At 58.9% G+C, this 23882-nt stretch carries 24 protein-coding genes; 10 read left to right on the top strand and 14 right to left on the bottom strand.

Translation table 11 applies throughout. From position 1 onward, the window contains the following. Nucleotides 1–71 precede the first annotated feature (71 nt). Nucleotides 72–704, bottom strand: coding sequence for a LysE family translocator (locus LMG28727_RS10740; protein ID WP_201642277.1), 633 nt, complete (start codon nt 702–704; stop codon nt 72–74). 331 nt (nt 705–1035) lie between these two features. Here LMG28727_RS10740 and LMG28727_RS10735 point away from each other — a divergent pair, with 331 nt between their 5' ends. The 6 genes from LMG28727_RS10735 (at nt 1036) to LMG28727_RS10710 (ending at nt 6845) form a co-directional block, all read left to right on the top strand. After that, nucleotides 1036–1470: a lysozyme gene (locus LMG28727_RS10735; RefSeq protein WP_328810524.1), complete on the top strand. Its 435-nt coding sequence runs from the start codon at nt 1036–1038 to the stop codon at nt 1468–1470. Next, complete coding sequence (locus LMG28727_RS10730; RefSeq protein WP_236591699.1) at nt 1470–1889, top strand: hypothetical protein; 420 nt, start codon at nt 1470–1472, stop codon at nt 1887–1889. Before LMG28727_RS10735 ends, LMG28727_RS10730 begins: the two co-directional genes overlap by 1 nt. Before the next feature lie 469 nt (nt 1890–2358). Then, complete coding sequence (locus LMG28727_RS10725) at nt 2359–2823, top strand: hypothetical protein (RefSeq protein ID WP_201642276.1); 465 nt, start codon at nt 2359–2361, stop codon at nt 2821–2823. A gap of 587 nt (nt 2824–3410) precedes the next feature. Next, complete coding sequence (locus tag LMG28727_RS10720; protein WP_201642275.1) at nt 3411–3623, top strand: ParD-like family protein; 213 nt, start codon at nt 3411–3413, stop codon at nt 3621–3623. Next, a complete protein-coding gene (map, locus tag LMG28727_RS10715) occupies nt 3620–4387 on the top strand; it encodes a type I methionyl aminopeptidase (RefSeq protein ID WP_201642274.1) in 768 nt (255 codons plus the stop codon). Before LMG28727_RS10720 ends, map begins: the two co-directional genes overlap by 4 nt. A 253-nt stretch (nt 4388–4640) precedes the next feature. Then, on the top strand, nt 4641–6845 hold the full coding sequence (locus LMG28727_RS10710) for an OsmC domain/YcaO domain-containing protein (RefSeq protein ID WP_201642273.1): 2205 nt from the start codon (nt 4641–4643) through the stop codon (nt 6843–6845). A gap of 44 nt (nt 6846–6889) precedes the next feature. Here the strand turns inward: LMG28727_RS10710 and LMG28727_RS10705 are convergent, their stop codons facing one another. Then, complete coding sequence (locus tag LMG28727_RS10705; RefSeq protein WP_201642272.1) at nt 6890–7837, bottom strand: GlxA family transcriptional regulator; 948 nt, start codon at nt 7835–7837, stop codon at nt 6890–6892. A gap of 246 nt (nt 7838–8083) precedes the next feature. Here LMG28727_RS10705 and LMG28727_RS10700 point away from each other — a divergent pair, with 246 nt between their 5' ends. Both LMG28727_RS10700 and LMG28727_RS10695 read left to right on the top strand, forming a co-directional pair. Further along, nucleotides 8084–8899 carry an SDR family NAD(P)-dependent oxidoreductase gene (locus LMG28727_RS10700; protein WP_201642271.1) on the top strand — a complete coding sequence of 272 codons (816 nt, stop codon included), beginning with the start codon at nt 8084–8086 and terminating at the stop codon, nt 8897–8899. 121 nt (nt 8900–9020) lie between these two features. Then, the gene (locus LMG28727_RS10695) at nt 9021–9416 is read left to right on the top strand and encodes a tautomerase family protein (protein WP_201642270.1); all 396 of its coding nucleotides are present in this window, start codon (nt 9021–9023) and stop codon (nt 9414–9416) included. Nucleotides 9417–9463: 47 nt separating this feature from the next. Here LMG28727_RS10695 and LMG28727_RS10690 read toward each other — a convergent pair whose 3' ends face one another. Beyond that, on the bottom strand, nt 9464–10582 hold the full coding sequence (locus tag LMG28727_RS10690; RefSeq protein WP_236591698.1) for an XdhC family protein: 1119 nt from the start codon (nt 10580–10582) through the stop codon (nt 9464–9466). Between the two features lie 61 nt (nt 10583–10643). Here LMG28727_RS10690 and LMG28727_RS10685 point away from each other — a divergent pair, with 61 nt between their 5' ends. Next, a complete protein-coding gene (locus LMG28727_RS10685; RefSeq protein ID WP_201642268.1) occupies nt 10644–11006 on the top strand; it encodes a hypothetical protein in 363 nt (120 codons plus the stop codon). 139 nt (nt 11007–11145) lie between these two features. On the opposite strand, the gene LMG28727_RS10680 is transcribed toward LMG28727_RS10685, so the two are convergent. The 8 genes from LMG28727_RS10680 to LMG28727_RS10645 are packed head-to-tail and all read right to left on the bottom strand — an operon-like array spanning nt 11146 to nt 19527. Next, nucleotides 11146–11796: a nucleotidyltransferase family protein gene (locus LMG28727_RS10680; protein ID WP_201642267.1), complete on the bottom strand. Its 651-nt coding sequence runs from the start codon at nt 11794–11796 to the stop codon at nt 11146–11148. Further along, nucleotides 11793–12878, bottom strand: a complete 1086-nt coding sequence (locus LMG28727_RS10675; RefSeq protein ID WP_236591697.1) for an XdhC family protein — start codon at nt 12876–12878, stop codon at nt 11793–11795. Before LMG28727_RS10675 ends, LMG28727_RS10680 begins: the two co-directional genes overlap by 4 nt. 8 nt (nt 12879–12886) lie before the next feature. After that, entirely contained in the window at nt 12887–14080 is a 1194-nt protein-coding gene (locus LMG28727_RS10670; RefSeq protein ID WP_201642266.1) for a vWA domain-containing protein, read from the bottom strand. Then, a complete protein-coding gene (locus tag LMG28727_RS10665; RefSeq protein WP_201642265.1) occupies nt 14074–14967 on the bottom strand; it encodes an AAA family ATPase in 894 nt (297 codons plus the stop codon). Before LMG28727_RS10665 ends, LMG28727_RS10670 begins: the two co-directional genes overlap by 7 nt. Before the next feature lie 14 nt (nt 14968–14981). Then, nucleotides 14982–15629 (bottom strand): SRPBCC family protein, encoded by a 648-nt coding sequence (locus LMG28727_RS10660; protein ID WP_201642264.1) that lies wholly within the window; start codon nt 15627–15629, stop codon nt 14982–14984. Between the two features lie 45 nt (nt 15630–15674). Beyond that, nucleotides 15675–18086: an aerobic carbon-monoxide dehydrogenase large subunit gene (locus tag LMG28727_RS10655; RefSeq protein WP_201642263.1), complete on the bottom strand. Its 2412-nt coding sequence runs from the start codon at nt 18084–18086 to the stop codon at nt 15675–15677. A 16-nt stretch (nt 18087–18102) separates the two neighbouring features. Continuing rightward, nucleotides 18103–18627 (bottom strand): (2Fe-2S)-binding protein, encoded by a 525-nt coding sequence (locus LMG28727_RS10650; RefSeq protein ID WP_201642262.1) that lies wholly within the window; start codon nt 18625–18627, stop codon nt 18103–18105. Between the two features lie 33 nt (nt 18628–18660). After that, nucleotides 18661–19527: an FAD binding domain-containing protein gene (locus LMG28727_RS10645; RefSeq protein WP_201642261.1), complete on the bottom strand. Its 867-nt coding sequence runs from the start codon at nt 19525–19527 to the stop codon at nt 18661–18663. A 343-nt stretch (nt 19528–19870) separates the two neighbouring features. On the opposite strand from LMG28727_RS10645, the gene LMG28727_RS10640 reads away from it, so the two are divergent. Next, nucleotides 19871–20686, top strand: coding sequence for a LytTR family transcriptional regulator DNA-binding domain-containing protein (locus tag LMG28727_RS10640; RefSeq protein ID WP_201642260.1), 816 nt, complete (start codon nt 19871–19873; stop codon nt 20684–20686). A gap of 104 nt (nt 20687–20790) precedes the next feature. Here the strand turns inward: LMG28727_RS10640 and LMG28727_RS10635 are convergent, their stop codons facing one another. From LMG28727_RS10635 to LMG28727_RS10625, 3 genes are all read right to left on the bottom strand, one after another. Then, nucleotides 20791–21654, bottom strand: a complete 864-nt coding sequence (locus LMG28727_RS10635) for an alpha/beta fold hydrolase (protein WP_201642259.1) — start codon at nt 21652–21654, stop codon at nt 20791–20793. 168 nt (nt 21655–21822) lie between these two features. After that, nucleotides 21823–22239: a nuclear transport factor 2 family protein gene (locus LMG28727_RS10630; RefSeq protein ID WP_236591696.1), complete on the bottom strand. Its 417-nt coding sequence runs from the start codon at nt 22237–22239 to the stop codon at nt 21823–21825. 372 nt (nt 22240–22611) lie between these two features. Then, on the bottom strand, nt 22612–23835 hold the full coding sequence (locus tag LMG28727_RS10625) for an MFS transporter (RefSeq protein WP_236591695.1): 1224 nt from the start codon (nt 23833–23835) through the stop codon (nt 22612–22614). Nucleotides 23836–23882: the final 47 nt, after the last annotated feature.

The raw sequence follows: 23882 nt of genomic DNA, 5'->3' as shown, positions 1-23882 counted from the left end.
AGGCTGCGCTCGCCCCAGTTTCTGCCGTTCGAACGTAGGGGCGAGTTGTTGACACGTCGACAGCGTCCACGTCAAGCACGCTTGGCCGTCAACAGCTTGATACCCAAAGCGAAAAAGATTACTCCGCTACTGCGTTTCACTGCCGCTAGCCAAGGACTTGTCCCAAGGCCATTGTGAATGCCACGGACGCTGACCGAGTAGATGGTGTGAACAAGCGCCACGATTGCAGCGACGGTCAAATACATAACGATGAACTGTTCGGGCAACGGACGGTCATGCGTGATGAACTGTGGCATGAAGGCCGAAAGGAAAATAAGTGTCTTGGGGTTGCTGCCCGAAACCAGAATCGCTTCCCGAAAAATCTTCCGTTTGTCCAAGGTATGCAAGAACTGCGCGTTAGCCGTGGGGTGTGCGTTAGACGCCGTCTTTCTTAACTGTTTTACACCGAGGTACATGAGATAGACAGCACCCACTATTTTCATGCCCACGAAAAGAGGCGGCATTGCAGCCAATACAGCGCCCACACCAAGTGCAACAAGAATGACTACGACGAGCTGAGCTAACAGGTTCCCGGCAATAGTAGGGGCCGTCCCACGGCTTCCGTACCTGACCGTGTTGCGAATGACGAGTAGAACGTTGGGACCGGGTGAAATCGTGGTGACGAGGTATGCCGTTGCGAAAAGAAACCAGGTATGGAAGGTCATTCGTTGTTCTTCAAGTCAGGAGGTCTTTAGGTCTTTACGTCGTTAGCGGCTTTAACAGCGACAGTTTGATTTTGCCACGAATGTCGGACTCGACGGTTCGCAGTCGTCGACGGGTTCGACCGCGCTTTTGAAGCCTGTCTCCGTTCGGAGTTCGAGCGCATACCGAAATGGTCCGGCAGCGCGATCCCCGCATCATTACTTCTGCGTTGTGGCACGATCTGAGTTCTGCTGCCAATCGGGCGGCACCGTCGTGAAGGATACACACGGCGAACGAGAAAGTGCGAATGAGCGCGGCTTGATACACGGCTCTTCGCTTTAACGAAGGGGTTGAATGCACTACTACAACGACGCGCCAGTCGACGGCAATTGTACCTGGGGCGTGGGTACGCTCGCTCACCTTGGCCCTTGCACGCAGGAAGAACTGCAGAGGACTGTGCTACCAGAACGGGTGAACGCTATCCTTGAGACTCGCGTACGTGAAGCGGAGCGCGTCGTCAAAACAATAGTCACAGACCATGAGTTGACGCAGGCGCAATTCGACGCCGCCGTTTCCTTCGCGTACAACTCGTCCAACCAGAACGTCCGGCAGGCGCTGGCGCCTGCCAATAATGGCGACATGAGGTCTGTCTCGCAGCACATGCTGCGCAATATCATGATTACGCCGCGCGATCGCAACGGGCGACCGGCTGGGCCGCCGCGAGTAAGCCAAGGGCTCCTGAACCGCCGGCAGCGCGAAACAGCGCCGTTCCGACAAGGAGCGCACTAATGTTGAAGCGGCTTGGCGCCGGCGTGGCACTGTGCCTATTCGCGTCTGTGAGCAGCGCACAGGCGGCGTCGGTTAGCGACTTTCAGGGAAAATGGACAGTAACCGACATCGTTGGCTATGCGAGCACGTCGGGCGGGATACCTGAAGCCAAGGAGCTTCTGGGTAAGGTATTGCGCATTTCGCCGGGAATCATCGAGTTCGCCGGGGAACGATGCAAACCACATCAAGGATTTAATGTCAGCGTCGTCGACACAGCGTCCCGTCTGAAGGACGACTTCAATATCGATATTGGAGATACGGGACTTCCCGTCAGGACGGCTGTCCTCGATAGCTCGAACTGCACAGTGGTCTATCGCATGGGTGACCACCGGGTACTGTTCGGATGGGATGGTGTCGTGCTCAGGGCGATTCGGCGTTGAGGTCTAGCCGCGCTGCGTGGTAACGCAAGGGGTGTCCTGATTGTCAGGATCTGCGCGGGCTGTTCCAACAATGTCTGCGGCGCGTGATCACGATAGAGAGAGAGGGGACGATCACGGCACCGACCAATCAATTTACCGCCGCCCCCGCCTTTATCCACTCGGCCAATCCCAACATTTATCTCTCAAGTCTAAATCCGAGATAGCTTCCCTCCCTTATAATTGCGAAGTCGCTGGGATACACCCAGTGGCCAGGTTTGACAGCCTGTTTGTTACGTCCGCACTCCCGCCCAGGCGAGAGTGCGTCTACCTCTGCACGTCTATATTTCAATGGGCGGGCCTTGGTAGGGGAGCCGCAAGGCTCGCCGGCTTGACGTAACACCGGTCTGTCAACCCTACTTCGTGCCCGCTCACCCCTCCCTAAAAAGGCCGGTGTCCGGGCGACCCTTCGAAGCAACAGGGAGATCGCACCATGCCCAGGGCCGTCAAAAATCAACCCGCTTCACGCCCACCAGTCGACGCACTCCAGTACGAAAAACTCGCTCTTTCCGCATTCGACTTATGCGACCGGCAGTTGAGTCAACTGGATACGTTGATCACACTTGCGTCATCGATAGTTAGAAATCCTGCCTTCACGCACGACGAAAGAAGGCGTCGTCAAACGTTGCTCGAATTGCTGGTGGATACCGCCGAGCAATATCAGCAGGATCTCGAATGCGACCGCGAGTTGTTCCAGGTGATTGCACTCGACGCAAAGGGTATCCCACGCAACCGTCTCACGGCGCAGCAGGCGGCGAACTTGCTGGCAGACGCATCGAAGATAGTCAAAGCGCCCCTCGAAGAAGAAAACGCTTCGCTCAACAAAAAGCCATCTACAAAACGAGCGATCAAGCTGCCCGCCAAGCCCGTGCAACAACTATCCAACGCGCCGCACTAAGCCATCTAATCAGGCGCGGCACAACAAGCAATAGACAACAGCAAGCAGAAAGCGCAAGTAAAAATGGCCGCAGCACCCACTGCGGCCATTACCTCATAGTCGACCACCCGCACATGGCCGAGCCCGGAGTTGCATCGATAAAAGTGGGTAGCCCCCACCTCGAAGCTCAGTAGACGAGCCGCAACCCATCGTGGCAAAGCCATTTCGATGTTAGCCGCGGGAAGCAGTCAACCGGCACAAGATGACCTGTCTGAGCTGTCAACTACCTTGCGAGTTGCCAGCCTCTGTCTTAGCCCCGCAGTCCGTCTCTACAGTTGATGGGCGGCGCAAGCATTCCAGTCAACGCCGCGCTCAACTGCCGGGATGCGATCGACGGTATTCGACCCCACGGTGGTCCTCATCTGCCCTGAGCGCGGGCGTCTGCTTCCGCCGTCTCATCGGGTACTCCATCGCGCGCCCGACGCGAACTCCCTAACTCACCCTTTGCAACTGAGACCCGCAATCCGCCGCCTCTAATGTCAGAAAAGGCTTGTCCTGCGACCTGTCGACAATATATGATTCGTATACGTTATATATATGGAGGTGCTGTGGGCATTGTGAATATCGACGACGACTTGCACGATCAGGTACGTAAGGCAAGCGCAGTGTCATGCCGGTCGATCAACGCGCAAGCGGCGTTCTGGATCAAGATCGGCATGTTGTGCGAAATGAACCCGACGCTGAGTTTCAACGAGATAGTTACCAGTGAGCTGAAAGCCGCAGGCGTCGTCGCGCAAGCCGTCAAGGTCGCTTTGACATGACCAAGCGACCCGAAGAGATCGCATTGATGGCGGAGTCGGGCCAGTTGCTGGCGGATGTATTTGCCTATCTGGATCAAATGAGCCTGATTGGCATGTCTACCATGCAGGTCAACGATCTGGTCGACAACTTCATCGTCAACGAACTCAACGCACGCCCAGCAAGCAAAGGGCAATACGGCTACGAGTACGCGCTTAACTCTTCGCGTAATAGCGTCGTTTGTCATGGCGTTCCATCCACGACAGACATTCTGCAAAACGGGGACATCGTCAATTTCGACATTACGCTCGAGAAGCACGGCTATATCGCCGATTCCAGTAAAACCTATCTCGTTGGAGAGGTGTCACCGCTGGCTAAACGGCTCGTGCAAGTGACCTATGAGGCGATGTGGAAGGGGATCAAGGCCGTTCGTCCCGGTGCCAGACTTGGCGATATAGGCCATGCCATCGAGCGGCATGCCCGCAGAAACGGCTATTCCGTCGTCAGGGAATATTGCGGACATGGCATCGGGCGTGAAATGCACGAGGATCCTCAAGTGCTGCATTGGGGAAAGCCGCAGACGGGTATGTTGTTGCGGGAAGGCATGGTGTTCACCATCGAACCGATGCTTAACCAGGGGCGACATTCTGTTCGAACCGAGGAAGACGGCTGGACCGTAGTCACTCGCGACGGGCAGCTGTCGGCGCAATTCGAACACACCGTGGCTGTGACCCAAAACGGCGTAAGGGTCTTAACGCTACGATCCGGAGAAACGGTCCCCAACTGACAGTTTGGGGAGCAAGGGCCGCGCATTTGAGAGGAATCTATCCGAGGTCGCCGTCGTTGACGGATCGCCGTTGCGCAATCTTGAGAAGACCGACGGGGCCGCACGCCGGTTCATACAAAGGGGATGAGCGACGCCCCGGACGCTAGCGGAATCAACCGACGCCACCAGCAATATTCGCGATCTGCAACAGCAACTGCGGCCGGTGACGGATAATAGCGCCTATCTCAGTTCGGGCACCATTTAGGATTCTCCCATGGAAATTAAAGTCAACTTTCTCGATAAGCTTCGTCTTGAAGCCAAATTCGATGACTTCACGGTAGTGGCCGATCAGCCTATCCGTTATAAAGGCGACGGCTCGGCGCCGGGTCCCTTCGATTATTTTCTGGCTTCATCGGCATTGTGTGCAGCTTATTTTGTGAAGTTGTACTGCGTGAATCGCAATATCCCGACAGAAAATATCCGCCTGTCGCAGAACAATATTGTTGATCCAGAAAACCGGTATCAACAGATTTTCAAAATTCAGGTTGAGTTGCCATCGGATATCTCGGAAGTCGACCGCCGGGGTATCTTACGTTTTATCGACCGTTGTACGGTTAAAAAGGTGGTGCAGGCCGGCCCCGAGTTTGTCATTGAAGAGGTTGAAAACCTGGACGCCGACGCTCAGTCATTACTGACGTTGAAGCCGGCTTCTGACGCCAGCACCTATATCGCGGGCAAAGATCTGCCGTTGGAGCAAACGATCGCCAATATGTCCGGCATTCTGGCGAGCCTGGGCATGAAGATTGAAATTGCTTCGTGGCGCAATATCGTCCCGAATGTGTGGTCGCTGCATATTCGCGATGCGCATTCGCCGATGTGTTTTACCAATGGCAAGGGATCGACCAAAGAAAGCGCATTGGCGTCGGCATTGGGCGAATTTATCGAACGCCTGAATTGCAATCATTTCTACGGTGGTGCGTTTTGGGGCGAAGACATCGCCAATGCGGCGTTTGTACATTATCCGAACGAACGCTGGTTCAAACCAGGGCGCAAGGATGCGCTGCCGGCCGATATTCTGGATGAGTACTGCCTGCAAATTTATAACCCCGACGGCGAGTTGCGTGGCTCGCATCTGTACGACACCAACTCCGGCAATGTGGAGCGTGGTATCTGTTCGCTGCCGTATGTGCGGCAATCGGACGGTGAAGTGGTGTACTTTCCGTCCAACCTGGTCGAGAACCTGTTCGTCAGCAATGGCATGAGTGCCGGTAACACGCTGGCCGAAGCGCAGGTGCAATGTCTGTCCGAAATTTTCGAACGGGCGGTCAAGCGTGAAATTATCGAGGGTGAAATTGCACTGCCTGATGTGCCGCAGGAAGTGCTGGCGAAATACCCAGGCATTCTGGCCGGGATTCGAGGGCTGGAGGAGCAGGGTTTTCCGGTGCTCGTAAAAGACGCGTCGCTGGGCGGGATTTATCCGTTGATGTGCGTCACGTTGATGAACCCGCGCACAGGCGGCGTGTTTGCCTCGTTCGGCGCTCACCCGAGTTTCGAAGTGGCGCTGGAACGGAGTCTGACGGAATTGCTACAGGGGCGCAGTTTTGAAGGCCTGAACGATTTACCTCAGCCTACCTTTGTCAGCAATGCGGTCACTGAATCGAATAATTTTGTTGAACACTTCATTGATTCCAGCGGTGTGGTGTCGTGGCGGTTTTTCAGCGCTAAAGCGGATTTCGAGTTTGTTGAATGGGATTTCTCCGGCCAGGGTGAAAATTCCAATGCCGAAGAAGCGGCAACGTTGTTTGGCATTCTCGAAGGCATGGGCAAAGAAGCATACATGGCAGTGTATGACCAGTTGGGTGCCGTCGCCTGCCGGATTTTAGTGCCGGGTTATTCCGAGGTTTACCCGGTAGAGGATTTGATTTGGGATAATACAAACAAGGCGCTCTTGTTCCGTGCCGACATTTTGAATCTGCATCGTCTGGACAATAAAGCGCTGACAGCATTGCTGGATCGGCTGGAGAACAGTGAGCTGGATGAGTACTCCGATATCGCCACGTTGATCGGCATTGAATTTGACGAGAATACCGACTGGGGGCAACTCACGGTTATCGAGTTGAAGCTGCTCATCAATCTCGCCTTGCAGCAATTTGAGGCGGCGCAAGAACTGGTGGGAGCGTTTCTGCAGTACAACGACAACACGGTCGAGCGCGGATTGTTTTACCAGGCCTTGAACGTGGTGCTCGAGGTGATGCTGGATGACGATCTTGATCTGGACGACTACAAGGTCAACTTCCGTCGGATGTTCGGCGATGCCCGGATGGATGCGGTAATGGGGTCAGTGGACGGCAGTGTACGTTTCCATGGACTGACGCCAACGAGTATGAAACTGGAAGGCCTCGACCGGCACCATCGCCTGATCGACAGTTACAGAAAACTGCATACGGCGCGGGCCAATGCGGCGGCTGCTGCAAAGTAGGGTTGTGTGACATGGCGGGGCGCGATGATGCCGCTCATCCCCCGTTACAACGCCACCGCCGCTCCCGCCGACGTTCTCTGTATGGCCTGCGGCGGTTGCCCGAACGCCCGAAGAAACGCTTGCCGCATGCGTTCCCGATCGCCGAATCCGGTCTCTCGCGCGATGACTTCGATCGGGTGCCGGGTCGTCTCCATCATCAGCCGGGCTGCCTCCACGCGTAGACGCTCGACGGCTTTGGCGGGCGACTGCCCGGTCTCCTCACGAAACACCCGGCTGAACTGGCGCGGACTCAGCCGCGCGGCCTCGGCAAGGACCTCAACCGACAGATCACTGCCAAGATTCTCCGTGGCATACGCCACGGCCATCTGCACGCGGTCGGACTTTGCATCCAGTTCCAGCAGCGCCGAAAACTGTGACTGTCCGCCGCCACGCCGCTGATGCAGCACGAGCTTGCGCGCGACCATGCGGGCAGTCGTCAACCCAAAGTCCTTTTCGACGATCGCCAGAGCGAGATCGACTCCCGCGGTCATGCCGGCTGATGTCCAGATTTGCCCGTCCACCACGAAGATCCGGTCTTCATCGAGCAGCACGTCGGGGTATTGCTTCCTGAATGTCTGCGCATGAAACCAATGCGTCGTTGCGCGCTTGCCTGCCAGCAGCCCGGCTGCGGCCAGTACGAAGGTGCCGGTGCAAATCGCTGCGACGCGCCTGCTCCGGGCCGGCGCTTCTCGCACATAGTCGAGCAGGCTGGTGGGCGGCAGATGACACTCGTTGTCGCCAGCGACGATGAGCGTGTCGTACGTCGAGTCCCTCAGGCGATCCGTATTGACGGAGAAGCTCTGCGACGTCATCACGGGGCCGCCTTCATCGGACACCAGACGGAATTGGTACACCCTCTCGCCGCGGACGAGATTCGCGTATTCGAAGACGCTGGCCACGGCGAGGCCCAGAGCCTGGAAATTTGGATAAACAACGAGGCCGATGGTATGCATGATTGCGTGCGCAAGGGGTTGTCGTAATACACCGGATATACCACAAAACGGACATCGAGGCGGGATCCGGGGTGACCGCCGTCTCGCATCGCCCATCAGGCTCAGACAACAAAATCAGGCTCGTGGCGCAACAAATCGACATGTCCTAAATCATTGCATATACGTCATTGAGGATACATCGCGTCGACGCCAGAATGATCACCAGCCCCGACATCTTGCCGGGAAACATTCTGAAGAGAAACGACCATGACCTCATCGAGCAAGTCTTCCAAAGGAACCGCACTGATCACCGGCGCGTCCGCCGGCATTGGCGCGGTGTACGCCGACCGCCTGGCCAGGCGCGGTTACGATCTCATTCTGGTGGCGCGTAATGGCGCTCGGCTGAACGCGCTGGCCTCCCGCCTGACGGCCGACACCGGCCGTTCGGTGAACACCATCGTGGCCGATCTCAACGACAAGACCGCGCTCTCGACGATCGAGCGTGTGCTGCGCGACGACCAAGACATCACCGTGTTGGTGAACAACGCGGGCGTTGGCTCGGTCGCGTCGGTACTCAACGGCGACGTCGATGAGATGGAAGCGATGATAGACCTGAACATCACCGCGCTGACACGCCTGACCTATGCCGTGGCGCCCGTGTTCGCGAGCAAGGGCGCGGGTACGATCATCAATATCAGTTCGGCTGTCGGCATTGCCGTCGAGTTGTTGAACGGCGTTTACAGCGCGTCGAAATCCTACGTGCTGAGCTTCGGTCACGCACTCCAGCGGGACCTCGCGGACAAAGGCGTGCGCATTCAGACGGTACTGCCGGCAGCAACGGCCACCGACTTCTGGGACTTGGCCGGCTACGCCAAACAGAAAGAAGCGGCCAGCACGATGACGGCCGAAGATCTGGTCGACGCGGCATTGGCGGGCCTGGATCAAGGCGAACTGGTAACGATCCCGACATTGCAGGATGGAAACGACTGGACGAAATGGGAAGCGGATCGCCGTGCGCTGACTCCAAAGTTCGCGAATGCAAAAGCCGCTCCGCGTTATAACCTGGTGACGAATAACACCTGACGCGAACGACGGCCACGGTGTCGGGTTATCGTTGGCAACGCCAGGTTGCCAACGCGTCGCGATGCGCGTTGCGGTTCATGACGCGCTATCGCAATCATTCGATTTTTCGGGAGCTCAAACGATGCCGTACCTTCAGCTCGATACGAACGAACATTACTCGGTAGCGCAAAAGAAGCTGCTTGCTGCGCGAATGAGCGAAACCTATGCACGCATGATGTCGGTGGATATCCGGCGTATCAGCGTCGCGATACGGGAATTGGGCGACGGCGGCGTTTGGCGCATTACAGCGGCGGGTAGCGATCCTGAACCCGTATCGGTGATGATGCTGGATATCCGCCGTGGCCGTACCCCCGAATTGCGCATGGAAGTCGCTGCCGCGCTCTGTGCGCACTGTGTGGAGATACTGGGTCTGAACGAACACCGTCTCAACGTGGAGTTTACGCAGCACTCGGGAGACGAGATGTACCATCCGGCGCTGGGAGGGTACAGCCCGGAATGGACGGAAGACGAACAATGAGTGATGCGCGTTGTTCTCTGCGGCTCTATCTTGCGGAAAGAAGGGGACTACCTGGAGTCGTCTACAGAGATGGACTGGACCTGTGCTGCGGGCCTGGATGCATCTTCTGAAGTCACCGTTGCCGTGACCCGTACGATATGGTTTTGTAGTTTCGCAGCATCGGGCCGGCTGATGCCTTCGAGAGCCCAAACGCCTCCTGTGTCGTCGAATACGACCGGGTAGACGAAAGGTTCGTTGCCACGCAAAACGAGCCGCCCGTGAAGCGGAATCGATCTACGTTGCAGAACGGGTATCTGATATTTGGCTGCGGTAATCTCCGCAAGAATAGAGATTGCCATTTCTGCCGGAGTGCGCGAACCGATGAACAATCCAGTCGGTCCCTGCAGCCGGTTCACCTGCGCACGTGTCAGGTCAAATTCCAGCAGACGCTCTCTTCGTTTCTCGGTGTTGATTCGGCTGCCCAGCGCGCCTACGTAGAAAGCAGGTGATTTCAGCGCTTCAATCAGCGCCATGTCATCGAGCTTGGGATCATGCGTCAAGCCAACAATGGCGGTATGCGCATCGACTTGCAATGCGATGACGGTGTCGTCAGGCATGCCGTGTGCCACGGTCACTGCCGGGATATCAAAAGTCGAACTGAATTCCTCGCGTGGGTCGACTACGATTACCTCATAGTCCGCACCCACCGCAATCTGCGCGACGAGCTGCGATAACTGACCCGCACCGATCAGTATCAGACGCCAGCGCGGCCCATGAATCGTGCGCATAACGAGCCCGTCAAAAAGCGGTGCGGCATCGTGATCGGCGTCATGCAAACTCGACTTGCCACTGCCCATGTCGAGCACGCGCGCTGTCAGTTTTTTTGCCTTCGTGCGGTCCAGCAGAGATTGCAATACGCGTAATTCGGGGTGCGGTTCTACCACCAGACGCAGTGTTCCGCCACAAGGCAAGCCGAATCGCGCCGCTTCTTCGCGCGAGACACCATACAGCACGTTTTGCGGTAAGTCGGCCGGCAGAAAATCGTGCTCCAGGCGATGGATCAGATCGTCTTCGACGCAGCCACCGGAAACCGAGCCGATCAGCCGCCCATCGTCACGAATGGCGGCCCATGCGCCGTGTGGCCGCGGCGCGGATCCCCACGTCTGCACGACGGTCGCGAGAACCACACGGCGTCCGGACGCGAGCCATTCGATACTGGCGTTGAGGACCGTGTGATCGGTACTGTCCATGGTCGATCAGGTGGTGAAGATTGATGCGCGACAGAATGTTCTGGTGAGACGCGTGCAGACCGTCAATGCAATCATGCTGCAAGCCATTCCGAAGATCATTGCGCCCAGCATGATGACGCCGCGCAGGCTCGAAGGTACGGCTTCGATGAATCCCGACGCCATTCGCCCGCAGAGGATCGTGCCGAACGTCATTCCGGCGAGCATCCACAGGGTACGAGCAGCAGAGCGAAAGAAATCGGCACACAAGGTCAGATGGAAACGAGGCTTGATCACGCGGCGCAAGGACGCTGCGCCGAGGCTGGCAGCTACCACGCCGATGTACATTGCTGGCAACTCGCTCATGTGTAAGGTCAGCGTCTGAAGAAGACCGGACCCGCCGTCTGCTCCGCATTGCGACATGATCAGTTGCGGGCCCGCGCCGCGAACGTCGAGTGCGAATCCTGCAAGCATGCCAAGTGTCTCGGGCACTATGCTGTAACCCGACATTGCGGATCTGGGATTCATAGCGATTCGCCGGCGGTCACGCGCTTCGAACCCGTATTCAACCGCGCAAGTATGTCTGCGTAGTCCGCGGGCGTGTCCATGTCGATTGTGAATCGCTCATGGGTTGCCGGGTGAACAAACACTTCGTCGGGATGTTCTGCGACCAGTTTCCGGCAGCCAGGGTTCACATGTCCATTGATCACCTCGGTGGCGTAACTGGCCGCGAACGCAACGGGATTGCCGCGCTGTCCGTTGAACGACGGCACCAGTATCGAGCCGTGTGGCATCGCAGCGTACGCATCGATCAGTTCGCGATAGTCAGCTGGCTTCAGCAGCACCTGATCGGCGAGACACACCATCACCACGTCGCACGGTGCATTCAGCGCAGCGACGCCCACCGCGACCGATGTCATTTGGCCCTGATCGTAGTACGGATTGAACTGGAATCGGAGTGGCAGGCCGTCCAGCGCGTGAATCACCGCAAGGCCGTTGAATCCGGTCACCACCACGATTTCTTCCGGGCCGGCGTCGAGTAATGCACGCACGGAACGCCTGATTACTGTTTCGCCAGCCATTGGCAACAACAGCTTATGACGGCCCTGCATGCGTGTCGACGTCCCCGCCGCCAGCATCACGGCGGAAAACGCCGGTGACCGTGTCGCCTTCATATGACCTCTTTGGGGTGTCGTTCTTCGATGATGTCCAGATATCGTGCGGGCGCGCGTTCGAATTCGAGCTTGCAGCCATCGCAACAGAAATACACGCGCCTACCACGCATCTCGACCACGTGTTTCGCCGACGCGATATCGATCGCCATGCCACATACCGGATTGACGTAGCGCGTGGGCGGCTCGACGATAGCCATCGATTCGCAAGGCGGCGCTGCGGGCAATACGGGCAGCGTCTCGACACCGGTCGCTTGCGACGTCGTCGAGATAGCTTTGTCCCGTTCCAGCGTCCGGCGCAGCGTTACGAGCCCTGCCACGGCGCCGAGCGCGATTTCCTGAGGGGTGCACGCGTGCACGTCGGGTCCCGCCGGCGCATGCAGCGCGGCGAGCCGCTCTTCCGCGATACCGCGTGCGCGCATGGCGCCGCGTAAATGCAGGCCTTTTCGATGACTCGCCACCAGTAAGACCGCTGCCGCCGATGTTCGCAACGCAGCTTCGAGCGCGTCTTCGTCGCCATCGCCTTGCGTGGCGACGAGAATCAGCTGCGCGTTCGACATCCGCAACGCGTCGGCATCGAAGCCCTGCATCACCGTCGACAGATCGAGCAGCTCCAACGCGCCGGTTACGTTGGCCGCAGCATGCACGCGGAATCCCATCCGTTGCGCGAGCACGCAGGCTTCGAGCGCAACGGGTGTCGAGCCGAGAATCAGTACGGCTGGCGCGGGCACCGAAGGCTGGATAAACAGTTCGATCGTGCCGTTGCTCGCGCATGGCATCGCGTAATGCTCCACGCCGGCCTCAGGCGGGACCTCGGCGTTGCTGATCCGAATCAGCTTGGGTTGTCCCGTTCGCATGGACTCCAGGGCCGCCTGTACCACGATGGCCCGCGAGCAGCCGCCGCCGATCCAGCCATGCAAGGTGCCGTCGCATTCCACCAATGCTTGCGCGCCGACCCACGTCGATGTCGGCGGCAGTGCACGGATCACCGTGGTGACGGCGAACAGGCTCGCGTTCCGGATCAGCCGTTGCTCGAGCTCAATCAGATTGTCGGCATGGATCGCTGGGTGCGTAGCTGGGGTCATGACGAGGCTCACTGCAGAACGGACAGGATATGCGGCAACACGCGCTCGAGACTGGCGAGGTCATTCACGCCGGTCATCAGATCGAGGTAAGGCATCGCGGCCGCCATGCCCGCGCTGACCGGCGTAAACCCCGGGCGGCCAGCGAGCGGATTCAGCCACGCAATGCATCTGCAACGGCTCCGTATCTTTTGCAACGCCTGTTGCAGGCGTGCGGGTTCGCCTGCGTCGTAGCCATCGCTGACGATCATGACGGCCGTGCGGGAGTGCAGCAGCGCAGCAGCGTGGTGCTGGTTGAAATCGTCGAGGCTATCGCCGATGCGCGTTCCACCCGCCCAGCCCGCAGAGAGCAATTGCAGCCTTTCCTGCGAGCGCCACGGATCGGGGTCGCGCAAAGCCTGTGCGATGCCGATCAGTCGCGTATGAAAGACGAAGCAATGCACATCGGACAAACGCGCGCTGACGACCCGCGCAAGACGCAGGAAAAAGAAGCTATAGAGGCTCATCGAGCGGCTGACGTCCAGCAGCATGACAATGCGCGGCCGCACGCGTTGCCTGCGACGCCATGCGAGCTCGAAGGGCACGCCGCCATGTGCGACGCTCAGGCGGATGGTGCGTGCCATGTCGATTGCACGGCCAGATGAGGCGCGACGTTCGCGGCGGACCTGCATACCGCGCAAGCGGTGCACGAAGCGCCGGATCGCTTCGTCGATGGCGAACAGTTCGTCGGGCTGGTTCAGATGACGAAAGTCGGCATGCATCAGCGACGCGTGGCGGCTCGCGCCGTGTTCGGTGGTGGTGCCGTCGACCTGCGAGGTGTCGCCGCCGGAACCAGCGAGCGAGAGCGGTGTGCCTTCGCTTTTATCTCCGGCCAGGTCTTCGCCTTGTGTCGTCAGCTTGCCTGCACCGCCCGCGTTCGCTTCGACTAGCGAGTGCCGGTTCGGCGCGAAGAAATACGCTTCGAAGAGTTCATCGAAACGCCGCCACTCTTCGGCGCGGGAGCAAAGGCATGCGCGCAGACCCCAGCGCAGCAGGTGAGCGTTAAATTGCCCGGTGCGATATGCGATTTCAGCGGCCGCGGCCATGTCGCTGCTCGTCACGTGAAAGTCGTTCTCGCGCAGCCATCCCGCGAAGCCGACATAGCGCGAGATCATCGCTTCGGCGAGTTCGGGTGGTGGGGTGAAACCGCCGGTGCCGTTCAGCATGACGCCGCCAGCCGCTCGACCACCGAGCGCGTGAAGCCGGCCTGATCCTCGCGTGTCTTGACCAGGGTCGACAGCGAATCCATGATTCGATCGATACCGTCCTCGTCGAAGATGGTCACGCCGAGGCGCAGCAGCGCGGCCACCCAGTCCAGCGTTTCGGCGACGCCGGGTTTTTTCTGCACATCCATCTGCCGGACGGCCTGCACGAATTCGACGACCTGCTGCGCGAGTTTCAGCGGCACAGCAGGCGCCTGGGCGCGCACGATCATCAGTTCTTTGGCGAAGTCCGGATAGTCGACATAGTGATACAGGCAGCGGCGGCGTAACGCGTCGGATATCTCGCGCGTTCCGTTTGACGTCAGGATGACGATGGGCCGCTCCTGCGCGCGAATGACGCCCAGTTCCGGAATCGATATCTGGAAGTCGGACAGCAATTCCAGCAGATACGCTTCGAACGCTTCATCGGTGCGATCAATTTCGTCGATCAGCAGAACCGGTGCAGGCGTGGTCGTAATGGCTTCGAGCAAAGGGCGTTTGAGCAGATAACGCTCGGAGAAGATGTCCTGTTCCTTGCTCGACAGCGGCCTGTCGTCCTGTTCCATCAATTTGATGGCGAGCAGTTGATGCTGATAATTCCACTCATAAAGCGCGGAGTGAGCGTCGAGACCTTCATGGCATTGCAGTCGGATCAGACGTGTTGCCGAGAGCCGGGACAGCGCCTTGGCGACCTCCGTCTTGCCGACCCCCGCTTCACCTTCGAGCAGCAGCGGCCGCCGCATGTCCAGCGTCAGCAGCAAGGTGGCGGCAAGGCTGCGTTCGGCGATGTAGCCGTGTTGATCGAGCCGTTGCTGCAGATCCAGCACGTCGCTCATGCGGTCGGAGAGCATTCCGGCACCACCGCTTACGCTGTCTTGCGCGAGAAGAGCCGCCGCAGCCAGTCATGCACGACGGCCCACGCGAGCGAGAGTCCGTTCAACTCGGCGGACTGAGCGGGCGGGCGCGAGACGACCGGCGCCGGATCGGCTGATGACGTGGACGAAGGTGCGGAAGAAAGCGACGCTGGCGCTGCAGCCAAAGGCACGGCCTGCTGCGCGGTCATTGACTGCGCGAGCGCCGCGAAGTTGTCGACGAACTGCTTGAGGATCTGGTCGGCGACCGTATTCATCATGCGGCCACCGAATGCGGCTGCCTTGCCGCTCATCGACACTTCGCTTTTTCCTGCCAGTTCGCACGCGGTGCCCTGCGTCTGGATGGTCGCGATGAGATCCATCGATGCACCGGACGTGCCCGTCGAATCCGCACCTTTGCCGACCAGATGCAGCGTGCGCGACGCGCTGTCGAGTTCCAGCACTTCGATATTGCCTTTGAACGACATGGAGGCCGGCCCGATCTTCACGGTGACCGTGCCCTTGTAGTGCGTCGCATCAATGCGCTCGGTGATCTTCGCACCTGGCATGCATGCGCCCACCGCCTCGATATCCTGCAGACACTGCCATCCCGCATCTGCCGTAGCGGCTAGCGGAAAGACTTTTTCGATCACGACTTTCATTCGATCATCCTTTCGACGTCGGTAGCGATGGAATGAACTGACACGTCATTGACGCGCGAGCCCGAGCGCGCGGCATTGTTGCCAGACGCGATACGCGTTGTGAGGCATATTCATGTGCGTGACGCCCAGGTGCGCGAACGCATCGACCATGGCTGAGGTGAAACACGGTATCGAGCCGACGTGCGGCGATTCGGCCACGCCTTTTGCACCAATCGGATGATGCGGTGACGGGGTCACCGTGAAATCCGTCTCCCAGTGCGGCGTCTCCACGGAGGTGGGAATGAAGTAATCCATCAGCGTGCCGCCGAGAAGATTGCCTGCCTCGTCGTAGGGCATTTCCTGCCCCATTGCGACGGCAAAGCCTTCCGTCAGGCCGCCATGAATCTGACCTTCGATGATCATCGGATTGATGCGCGTTCCGCAGTCGTCGAGCGCATAAAAACGCCGCACGCGTGTTTCGCCGGTATAGCGGTTCACGTCGAGCACGCACAGATATGCGCCGAATGGAAACGTGAAGTTGGGCGGGTCGTAATAGTCGACTGCTTCGAGGCCCATCTGCATGCCTTCGGGTACATTGTTGTAGGCGGCCCACGCAACCTGTTTGAGCGTTTTGAACTGCTCAGGCGACCCTTTGAGCACGAAGCGGTCGAGATCGAATTCCACGTCATCGGGGCTCGCCTCGAGAAGATGCGCTGCGATCTGTCGCGCCTTCTCCCGGATCTTGTGCGATGCCCGTGCAATCGCGGCGCCGGCAACGGGCGTCGAACGCGACCCGTAAGTGCCAAGTCCGTACGGCGCAGTGGACGTGTCGCCTTCCTCGACCGTAATCACCGACGCGGGAATGCCGGCTTCGGACGCGATGATCTGCGCATACGTGGTCTGGTGTCCCTGACCTTGCGTGATCGTCCCCATCCGCGCAATCGCCGATCCGTCGGGATGCACGCGAATCTCGCACGAATCAAACATGCCGACGCCGAGGATGTCGCACATTTTCGACGGACCCGCGCCGACGATTTCCGTGAAGGTGACAATGCCGATTCCCATCAGCCACTCGGCGTTTTTATCCGCGCGACGGGCGGCCTGCTCGGCACGAAGGGCAGGATAGTCGACAGCGGCAAGCACCTTTTTGAGCGCCGGTTCGTAGTCGCCCGAATCGTAGTCGAGGCCGAGCGGAGTCGAAAACGGAAACTGTTCCTTGCGGATGAAATTGCGCAGACGGATTTCGGCCTTGTCGATACCGAGTTTCTGCGCAAGCACGTCGACCATGCGTTCAATCAGGTAGACGGCTTCGGTCACCCTGAACGAACATCGGTAGGCGACGCCGCCTGGAAACTTGTTGGTATAGACGCCATCGACCGACACGAACGCATTCGGAATGTCGTACGAGCCTGTGCAGACATGGAACATGCCGGCGGGCCATTTGGTGGGATCGGCACAGGCGTCGAATGCGCCGTGGTCCGCGATGACATGCACGCGCAGCGCCTTGATGCGGCCGTTATGGTCGGCAGCCAGTTCGCCGGTCATGTGATAGTCGCGGGCAAATGCGGTCGAGCTGAGATTTTCCGCGCGCGACTCGATCCACTTGACCGGGCGTCCCAGCACGATCGACGCGACGATCGTCACCACGTAGCCGGGATACACGCCGACCTTGTTGCCGAATCCTCCACCGATGTCCGGTGAAATGATCCGGATCTTCGATTCCGGTATCGACGACAGCATGCCGACCACCGTGCGCACGACGTGGGGTGCCTGCGACGTGATATAGACCGTGAGGTCTCCGCGTGCCTTGTCGAACGACGCCACGCAGCCGCAGGTTTCGAGTGGGCATGGATGCACGCGGGGATAGAGCATATCCTGCCGCACGGTGACATCTGCGTTCTCGAACGCGCGCGCGGTCTTGTCCTTGTCGCCGACATTCCACGTGAAGATGTGATTGGGATGCGTGCGTGCACCGTGTGCGCCGAACTGCTTGTCGCGGATGTCTTCGCGGATCACGGGTGCATCGGGCGCGAGCGCCTTATGCGGGTCCACCACCACGGGCAGTTCTTCGTATTCCACTTCGACCAGTTCAGCGGCATCGGCGGCGATGTAACGATCGTCGGCCACGACGTACGCGACCTCCTGATTCTGGAATACGACTTTGGCGTCGGCGAGCACCGCCTGAACGTCGCCCGCGAGCGTGGGCATCCAGTGCAGCTTGAGTGGCTTGAGGTCTTCGGCGGTCAGCACGGCGTGCACGCCGGGGTGCGCGAGCGCACGCGTGGTGTCGATCTTGAGGATTCGCGCGTGAGCATAAGGGCTGCGCACCATGGCGCCGAACAGCATGCCGGGCATCTTGACGTCGTCGACGTAGGTGCCTTTGCCCTGGATGAAGCGCGGGTCCTCGCGGCGTTTGCGCGAGCAGCCCATGCCTTCCAGCGCGGCGAGACGATCGAGACTGGTTTCCATATTTCCCATCACATGTCTCCCGGTATCAACGCGCCGATACGTCGGACATGAGCGGATGCGAGCTCTCGACCGCTTCGCCACGCAACTTCGCGGCAGCGTACTGAACCGCTTTCACGATGTTCTGGTAGCCCGTGCAGCGGCAGAGATTGCCCGCCATCCAGTAGCGGATGTCCTGTTCGGTCGGACTGGGGTTTTCCTGCAACAGACGCCATGCCCGTGTCAGCATGCCGGGCGTACAGAAGCCGCACTGCAAGCCATGCTCCTGCATGAATCCCTCTTGCAGCGCGTGCAGTTCGCCGCCTTTCGCGAGCCCTTCGACCGTTGTCAGTTCGCCGCCTTCGGCTTGTACCGTCAACAGCGTGCAGGACTTGACCGACATGCCGTTCACGTCCACCGTGCATGCGCCGCAGTGTGACGTCTCACAGCCGATGTGCGGCCCGGTATGCAGACATTTTTCCCGCAACGTATGGATCAGCAGTTCGCGCGGCTCGACCACCACGTCGACCGCCGTACCGTTCAACATGAACGACACCATGGTTTTCTTGCTCATCGATTTTCTCCTTGTCGGCGACTGGAACGCCTGTCAATCTGCCGTGCGCGCGAGCGCGGTCTGTAACGCGCGCCGCGTCATTTCGCCCGCCATCGCGGTCTTGTATTCGACATCGCCGCGCAGGTCTTCAGCCGGCTCGCAGATACTCATCGCGAGCCGCGCGGCGTTGTCGATCGCAGCCTCGTCGAGTGCATTGCCCATCAGCGATTGCTCGGCGCCGGTAGCGCGCAGCGCGGTCTGGCCGACATTGGTCAGCACAATGCGAACCTCGGCGACGCGGCCGCCCTGCATGCGCAGCGTGACCGCGGTTGCCGCCGTGGCGAAGTCACCGGTCTTCCGTTTGAGTTTCGCGTAGCAAGAGCCGGTGCCAGCCGTGGGCGTCGGAATGCGGATTTCAGTCATGATTTCGCCGGCTTCGAGCAGCGTCATGTAGGTGCCGAGAAAAAAGCCGTCGGCGGGCACGACCCGCTCACCGTGCTGGCCCGCGAGAACGAACGACGCATCAAGGGCAATCATCAGTGCCGGATGATCGTTGCCCGGATCGCCGTGTGAGATGTCGCCGCCGATGGTGCCCCGATAGCGCACCTGGGGATCCGAGATCTGGCGCGCACCTTCGACGAGCAACGGGCACTTCGCCTGCAGTAAAGCGGACCAGATCAGCTCATTCTCCGTCGTCATCGCGCCGATGCGGATTTCATTGCCCGCTTCGTGAATGCCCTTGAGTTCGGAGAGTTTCCCCAGATCGATCAGGTGATCCGGTTGCGCGAAGCGCAGTTTCATCATCGGCAGCAGGCTGTGGCCGCCCGCCAGAAGCTTCGCGGTGTCGCCGTGCTGGTTCAGCAACGTGATGGCTTCGGACAGGCTGTGGGGAGCGTGGTATTCGAACGGGCGAGGAATCACGTGGGTCTCCTGATCGTCATCGGCCAGTCTGCAAAAGCGTCATGGGCCTGTAGACCGGAAGCATTTCACAGGACGGCACGGTGGTTCAGAGGCAGTTCTCCAACGGCGGAATGGACGCGTGAACTATCGGTTGGGAAGCATGAAATGCAATCGGGCGAAAACATGCCGATGCAGCGTGTGCGAACGCACATGACACAGCGCAGCGCAGCATTTCAATCCGTATTTCGTGAACGTCGGCTTTACCCGCATCAGCGGGCCGAAAGCTTGCGTGAACGCCGGAAAAGGCATACAAATTTCGAAAAGCCCGTACTCTGCGAAAATTTCTTCGGGCAGGAGACCCCGCATGAACCCGCTGGACCCGAGTTCGACACCTTCATTGCCCGCGTCCGGGTTGCGCCACAACGAGACCTTCCAGCACAAGCTGGAGCAGTTCAATCCGGGAATGGTCTGGCTCGATGCACACGGACATGTGATCGCGTTCAACGATGTCGCAGCCCAGATACTGGGGCCGGCGGGAGAGCAGTCTTTGGGTGTCGCTCAGGACAAACTGCTTGGCATGGACGTTCTGGAACTCCATCCGGAGAAGAGCAGGGACAAGCTGCGCTTCCTGCTGCAGTCGAAGGAACCAACGGGTTGCCCTGTGAAGTCGCCGCCGCCCGTTGCAATGATGATCAATATTCCAGACCGGATACTGATGATCAAGGTGTCCAAAATGGCCGGCAATCAGGGGCCATGTGGGACGTGCATGATCTTCTACGATGTAACCGATATCACGACCGAGCCCGTTGAACCGCCTCAGATCAATCGGGAAGCCGCTCCAAGACGGCTATTCAAAATTCCGGTCTACCAGAGAAATCGCGTGATTCTGATCGACCTGAAAGACGTCGTGAGGTTTCAGGGCGACGGGCACTACACGACGATCGTCACGCAAAGCGAACATTATCTTTCTAATCTCTCTCTGTCTGATCTCGAACGCAGGCTTGATAGCAGTATTTATCTACGGGTTCATCGCAGCCATATCGTGAGCCTTGCGTTCGCGGTGGAACTAATAAGAGCGGAAGAAAACGTCAGCCTGATCATGGCTGACACACAAAGAACGCCGGTGCCGGTGAGTCGCACCCGGGCGACTCAATTGAAGGAAATGCTGGGCGTTATCTAGAGACTGCACTGGGCGGCAGAGAGAAGTTCATATCGTTTGATTCATCTCAACGAAGATGTTTCGCTTTTCTGTGCCGCGTGCATCGGGTTGGTCTCTTAGGGCATTCAGCTCCGGTTATCTGGCTCCGACAGGAACAACTCGGCCTGAGCTACGAAGCGCTCGGGAAACTGATAGAACGAGCCATGGTTTGAATCCTCATACAGAATCAACTGGGCATTCGGTATGGTTTGTTGCATCGTGTACGAGTTAATGGTTGGGGCGATGACGTCGTTGTTGCCCTGCACGATGAGCGTCGGTTGGCGGATTTCCTTCAGATAGTCGAGCACGCCCTCGAATTGAACGCCGTACTTCCCGAGCGCTTCGAGTTGGGCAGGCGCCACCTTGTCGTTCACTTCCGGGTCGCGATTTTCCTGGCGCAAATGCTTGCGCTTGAGGAATGCCAGTCCGGCTGCCTGACTCGTCTTCGACGGCGCGAAGTGCACCGCTAGCCACAGGTGCTCGGGCGGCTCGTAAGCAGCAGCGAAGATTGCCGCCGCAGCTTCAGTCATCGGTGCAATGCCTTCCCCGCCGCGAGGACCTGTGCCGACCAGAATAAGACGTCGCACCAGCGCCGGGGCCTGCAGCGCAATTTCCTGCGCGACCATGCCGCCGATTGAAAAGCCGAGAACGTCCACCCTGTTCAGATCAAGCGCCCGGATGAAGGCGATCGCGTTCGCACCCATCTGCTGAATCGTCGTCGGGACCTCGCCGGAACTGCTTGAGATACCCGCATTGTTGAACAGGATCACTTCTCGTGTCTTCGCGATGCCGTCTGTCACCGCTGGATCCCAATAGTCCATTGTTCCGGTGAAGTGCTGGTTGAAAACGACCGGCAAGGTGCCTTGCTTTCCGAAACGGCGGTACGCAAAGCGAATACCGTTGGCTTCGACAAATTGCGTGGGTGCCGTTGAGTGATTGAAATTGCTCATCGAAATTCTCCTTGGTCAGATGCGTTCTACGGTATTCGGGAAAGGGATAACCCATGGGGTCGCTGGCGACAGCGGCGGAGGTCTTGCGTGCACAGAGTCGAACGAGCGGTCTGTGCGTGAATGCTGGGAGAGGCCGGCATCTCCCAGTCGTAGGCACCTGCAAATGCTTTAATCTGCACGGCCCGTTTGCGACGGGAAGTTGTCGCCGAACATCGGGAGGCCACTGGCTGAATCTGCGGCTGTTGCCTCGTCCTGAAGAACGTCCCAATGTTCAGCGAGCTTGCCGTTTTCGAAGCGCACAATGTCAGCGGCTATCCACGCGGCGGGACGGCCGTGGCCGGAGAATCGCCCATGTGCGATGACGAAATCGCCTTCTGCCACAACAAGCTGATTCTCGTATCGCAGGGTGTCGGGTAGCGTGCGTATCAGATTGAAGAGGCCGTCCCGGCCCGGCGCAATGTGGGCACTGTGCTGAATGTAGTTCTCGGACCAGTACTGCGACGCTGCCACATAGTCGCGGCGGTTGAAAAGTACTTCGAAGGCTTCCAGAAGAAGTGACTTGTTTTCTTCGGCGGTTGTTTTCACGTTGATCTCCATAACTGGACCAGGTCGTCCATTGCGGGGCGGCTGCGATGTACGAATGCTTGTACTCGTGGACGATCTGATATCGATCGCGGACTGGAAGACTGAACGACGCCACGATTGCGCGATGTATTGCGCCGGTGAACCGGTTGTTTTTTCGCGTGGAACGCGAGTTTGAGACATTGCACTCGAACTGGCGGCATCATCGTTCTCCTCAGATAGCTGATGCGCAGTGGGACTAAGACCCGGCACAGATGCCATCGGATCACTGTAACGGAGCGACGCTCTGGCATCCTGCCCGGGATCTGAGATAACCTGCGGGATTCTGTTTATGGTCGAGCGCGACGTGATCGGCCTGACCGTACCCGTCCGTTATCACGGTGAAACACGCTGGCCCGGCCGGAACGCATGAGTGCACGACATCCAGGCAATCCCAAGCGCGAGGAGGAGTAAGACAAGAAGCGTCCATGCCATCGGACCTACTCCGGTGGTTTCAAGCATGACTCCGCCAATCAGGCCGCCGCCTGCAATAGCGCCGTTCCAAACGGTGACAATCATCGATTGAGCGGTGTCAGAGGCCCTTTCTCCGGCGGCATCCGCTGATGCAGTCTGTAGGAGAGTCGCCGCGCCTCCGAAGGTGAGTCCCCATACGGCTACCGCGAGGTAAAGCACGGTCGGTGACTGGCCGTCTAATCCCATCGCTGCCGACGCAAACGCGAAGGCCGCAAGGCTTGCCAGCACCAGCGTCCTGAGCCGGCGGTCGATAAATGTGCCTGTGATCCAGATTCCGCCAATAGCGAAGCCGCCGAACACCAGAAGGACGGCATCCACGCGGCTTGTCAGATGAGCAGGTGCAAGGAAAGGGGCGATGTACGTATACAGGATGTTGTGCGCCAGCATCCACGCGAGAATCACGGCTAGGACTGGACGGACGCCGGGAAGCATAAAGACGTCACGTAACTTCAGTTGAGCACCGGCGGTCTGTCCCGGCAACCGGGGTGCGGTTCTGAGAACCCAAACGATTAGCACAGCGGTGAAAGCGGACATCACTGCAAACGCGATGCGCCAGCCTACGAGATCGCCGAGCCACGTCCCGGCTGGCACGCCGATAGCGAGTGCGACCGGCGTACCGACAAGAGCGAGTGCCATCGCACGTCCCTGCAGATGAGGTGCAACCATTCGACGGGCATATCCCGGCACGATGCCCCACGTTACGCCGGCCGCTACACCCGCCATAAAGCGTGCGAATAGCGTTAGCCAGTAAAAGGACGAAAAAGCGGTAATCGTGTTGAACACGAGGAAACCAGCGATAGCGAGAAGCAGAACAGTGCGACGCGGCCAGGTCCTTGTGGCAGCGGTCATTGGTATGGCTGCTGCGACTGAGCCCAGTGCGTAGAGGGTGACGAGTTGACCGGCCCAGGACTCGGACACAGACAGACCGTGACTGATCCCGGGAAGCAACCCGGCAGGCAACGTCTCAGTCAGGATTGCAACGAACCCCGTCATTGCGAGAGCCAGCAATCCGGCTATCGGTAAAGAGTCGGCTGGAACGTACGCTGAATCGTCGTGCTGCCCGTCGACGAAATCTTGAGAGGACATGAGGATCTCCGCAGTTGGGGAAAGGCGGGCGCCTACGGTGATCACTG

It is taken from the genome of Paraburkholderia metrosideri (assembly GCF_904848625.1).
Taxonomy (GTDB): Bacteria; Pseudomonadota; Gammaproteobacteria; order Burkholderiales; family Burkholderiaceae; genus Paraburkholderia; species Paraburkholderia metrosideri.
Note: the sequence above shows the minus strand (reverse complement) of the source record. Positions and strands in the feature narration are given on the sequence as shown.

Bases quoted from the DNA above. Each gene is read 5' to 3' on its own strand.
- LMG28727_RS10740 (WP_201642277.1), bottom strand. From the start codon at position 704: ATGACCTTCCATACCTGGTTTCTTTTCGCAACGGCATACCTCGTCACC.
- LMG28727_RS10735 (WP_328810524.1), top strand. From the start codon at position 1,036: ATGCACTACTACAACGACGCGCCAGTCGACGGCAATTGTACCTGGGGC.
- LMG28727_RS10730 (WP_236591699.1), top strand. From the start codon at position 1,470: ATGTTGAAGCGGCTTGGCGCCGGCGTGGCACTGTGCCTATTCGCGTCT.
- LMG28727_RS10725 (WP_201642276.1), top strand. From the start codon at position 2,359: ATGCCCAGGGCCGTCAAAAATCAACCCGCTTCACGCCCACCAGTCGAC.
- map (WP_201642274.1), top strand. From the start codon at position 3,620: ATGACCAAGCGACCCGAAGAGATCGCATTGATGGCGGAGTCGGGCCAG.
- LMG28727_RS10710 (WP_201642273.1), top strand. From the start codon at position 4,641: ATGGAAATTAAAGTCAACTTTCTCGATAAGCTTCGTCTTGAAGCCAAA.
- LMG28727_RS10705 (WP_201642272.1), bottom strand. From the start codon at position 7,837: ATGCATACCATCGGCCTCGTTGTTTATCCAAATTTCCAGGCTCTGGGC.
- LMG28727_RS10700 (WP_201642271.1), top strand. From the start codon at position 8,084: ATGACCTCATCGAGCAAGTCTTCCAAAGGAACCGCACTGATCACCGGC.
- LMG28727_RS10695 (WP_201642270.1), top strand. From the start codon at position 9,021: ATGCCGTACCTTCAGCTCGATACGAACGAACATTACTCGGTAGCGCAA.
- LMG28727_RS10685 (WP_201642268.1), top strand. From the start codon at position 10,644: ATGGTCGATCAGGTGGTGAAGATTGATGCGCGACAGAATGTTCTGGTG.
- LMG28727_RS10680 (WP_201642267.1), bottom strand. From the start codon at position 11,796: ATGAAGGCGACACGGTCACCGGCGTTTTCCGCCGTGATGCTGGCGGCG.
- LMG28727_RS10675 (WP_236591697.1), bottom strand. From the start codon at position 12,878: ATGACCCCAGCTACGCACCCAGCGATCCATGCCGACAATCTGATTGAG.
- LMG28727_RS10670 (WP_201642266.1), bottom strand. From the start codon at position 14,080: ATGCTGAACGGCACCGGCGGTTTCACCCCACCACCCGAACTCGCCGAA.
- LMG28727_RS10665 (WP_201642265.1), bottom strand. From the start codon at position 14,967: ATGCTCTCCGACCGCATGAGCGACGTGCTGGATCTGCAGCAACGGCTC.
- LMG28727_RS10660 (WP_201642264.1), bottom strand. From the start codon at position 15,629: ATGAAAGTCGTGATCGAAAAAGTCTTTCCGCTAGCCGCTACGGCAGAT.
- LMG28727_RS10655 (WP_201642263.1), bottom strand. From the start codon at position 18,086: ATGGGAAATATGGAAACCAGTCTCGATCGTCTCGCCGCGCTGGAAGGC.
- LMG28727_RS10650 (WP_201642262.1), bottom strand. From the start codon at position 18,627: ATGAGCAAGAAAACCATGGTGTCGTTCATGTTGAACGGTACGGCGGTC.
- LMG28727_RS10640 (WP_201642260.1), top strand. From the start codon at position 19,871: ATGAACCCGCTGGACCCGAGTTCGACACCTTCATTGCCCGCGTCCGGG.
- LMG28727_RS10635 (WP_201642259.1), bottom strand. From the start codon at position 21,654: ATGAGCAATTTCAATCACTCAACGGCACCCACGCAATTTGTCGAAGCC.
- LMG28727_RS10625 (WP_236591695.1), bottom strand. From the start codon at position 23,835: ATGTCCTCTCAAGATTTCGTCGACGGGCAGCACGACGATTCAGCGTAC.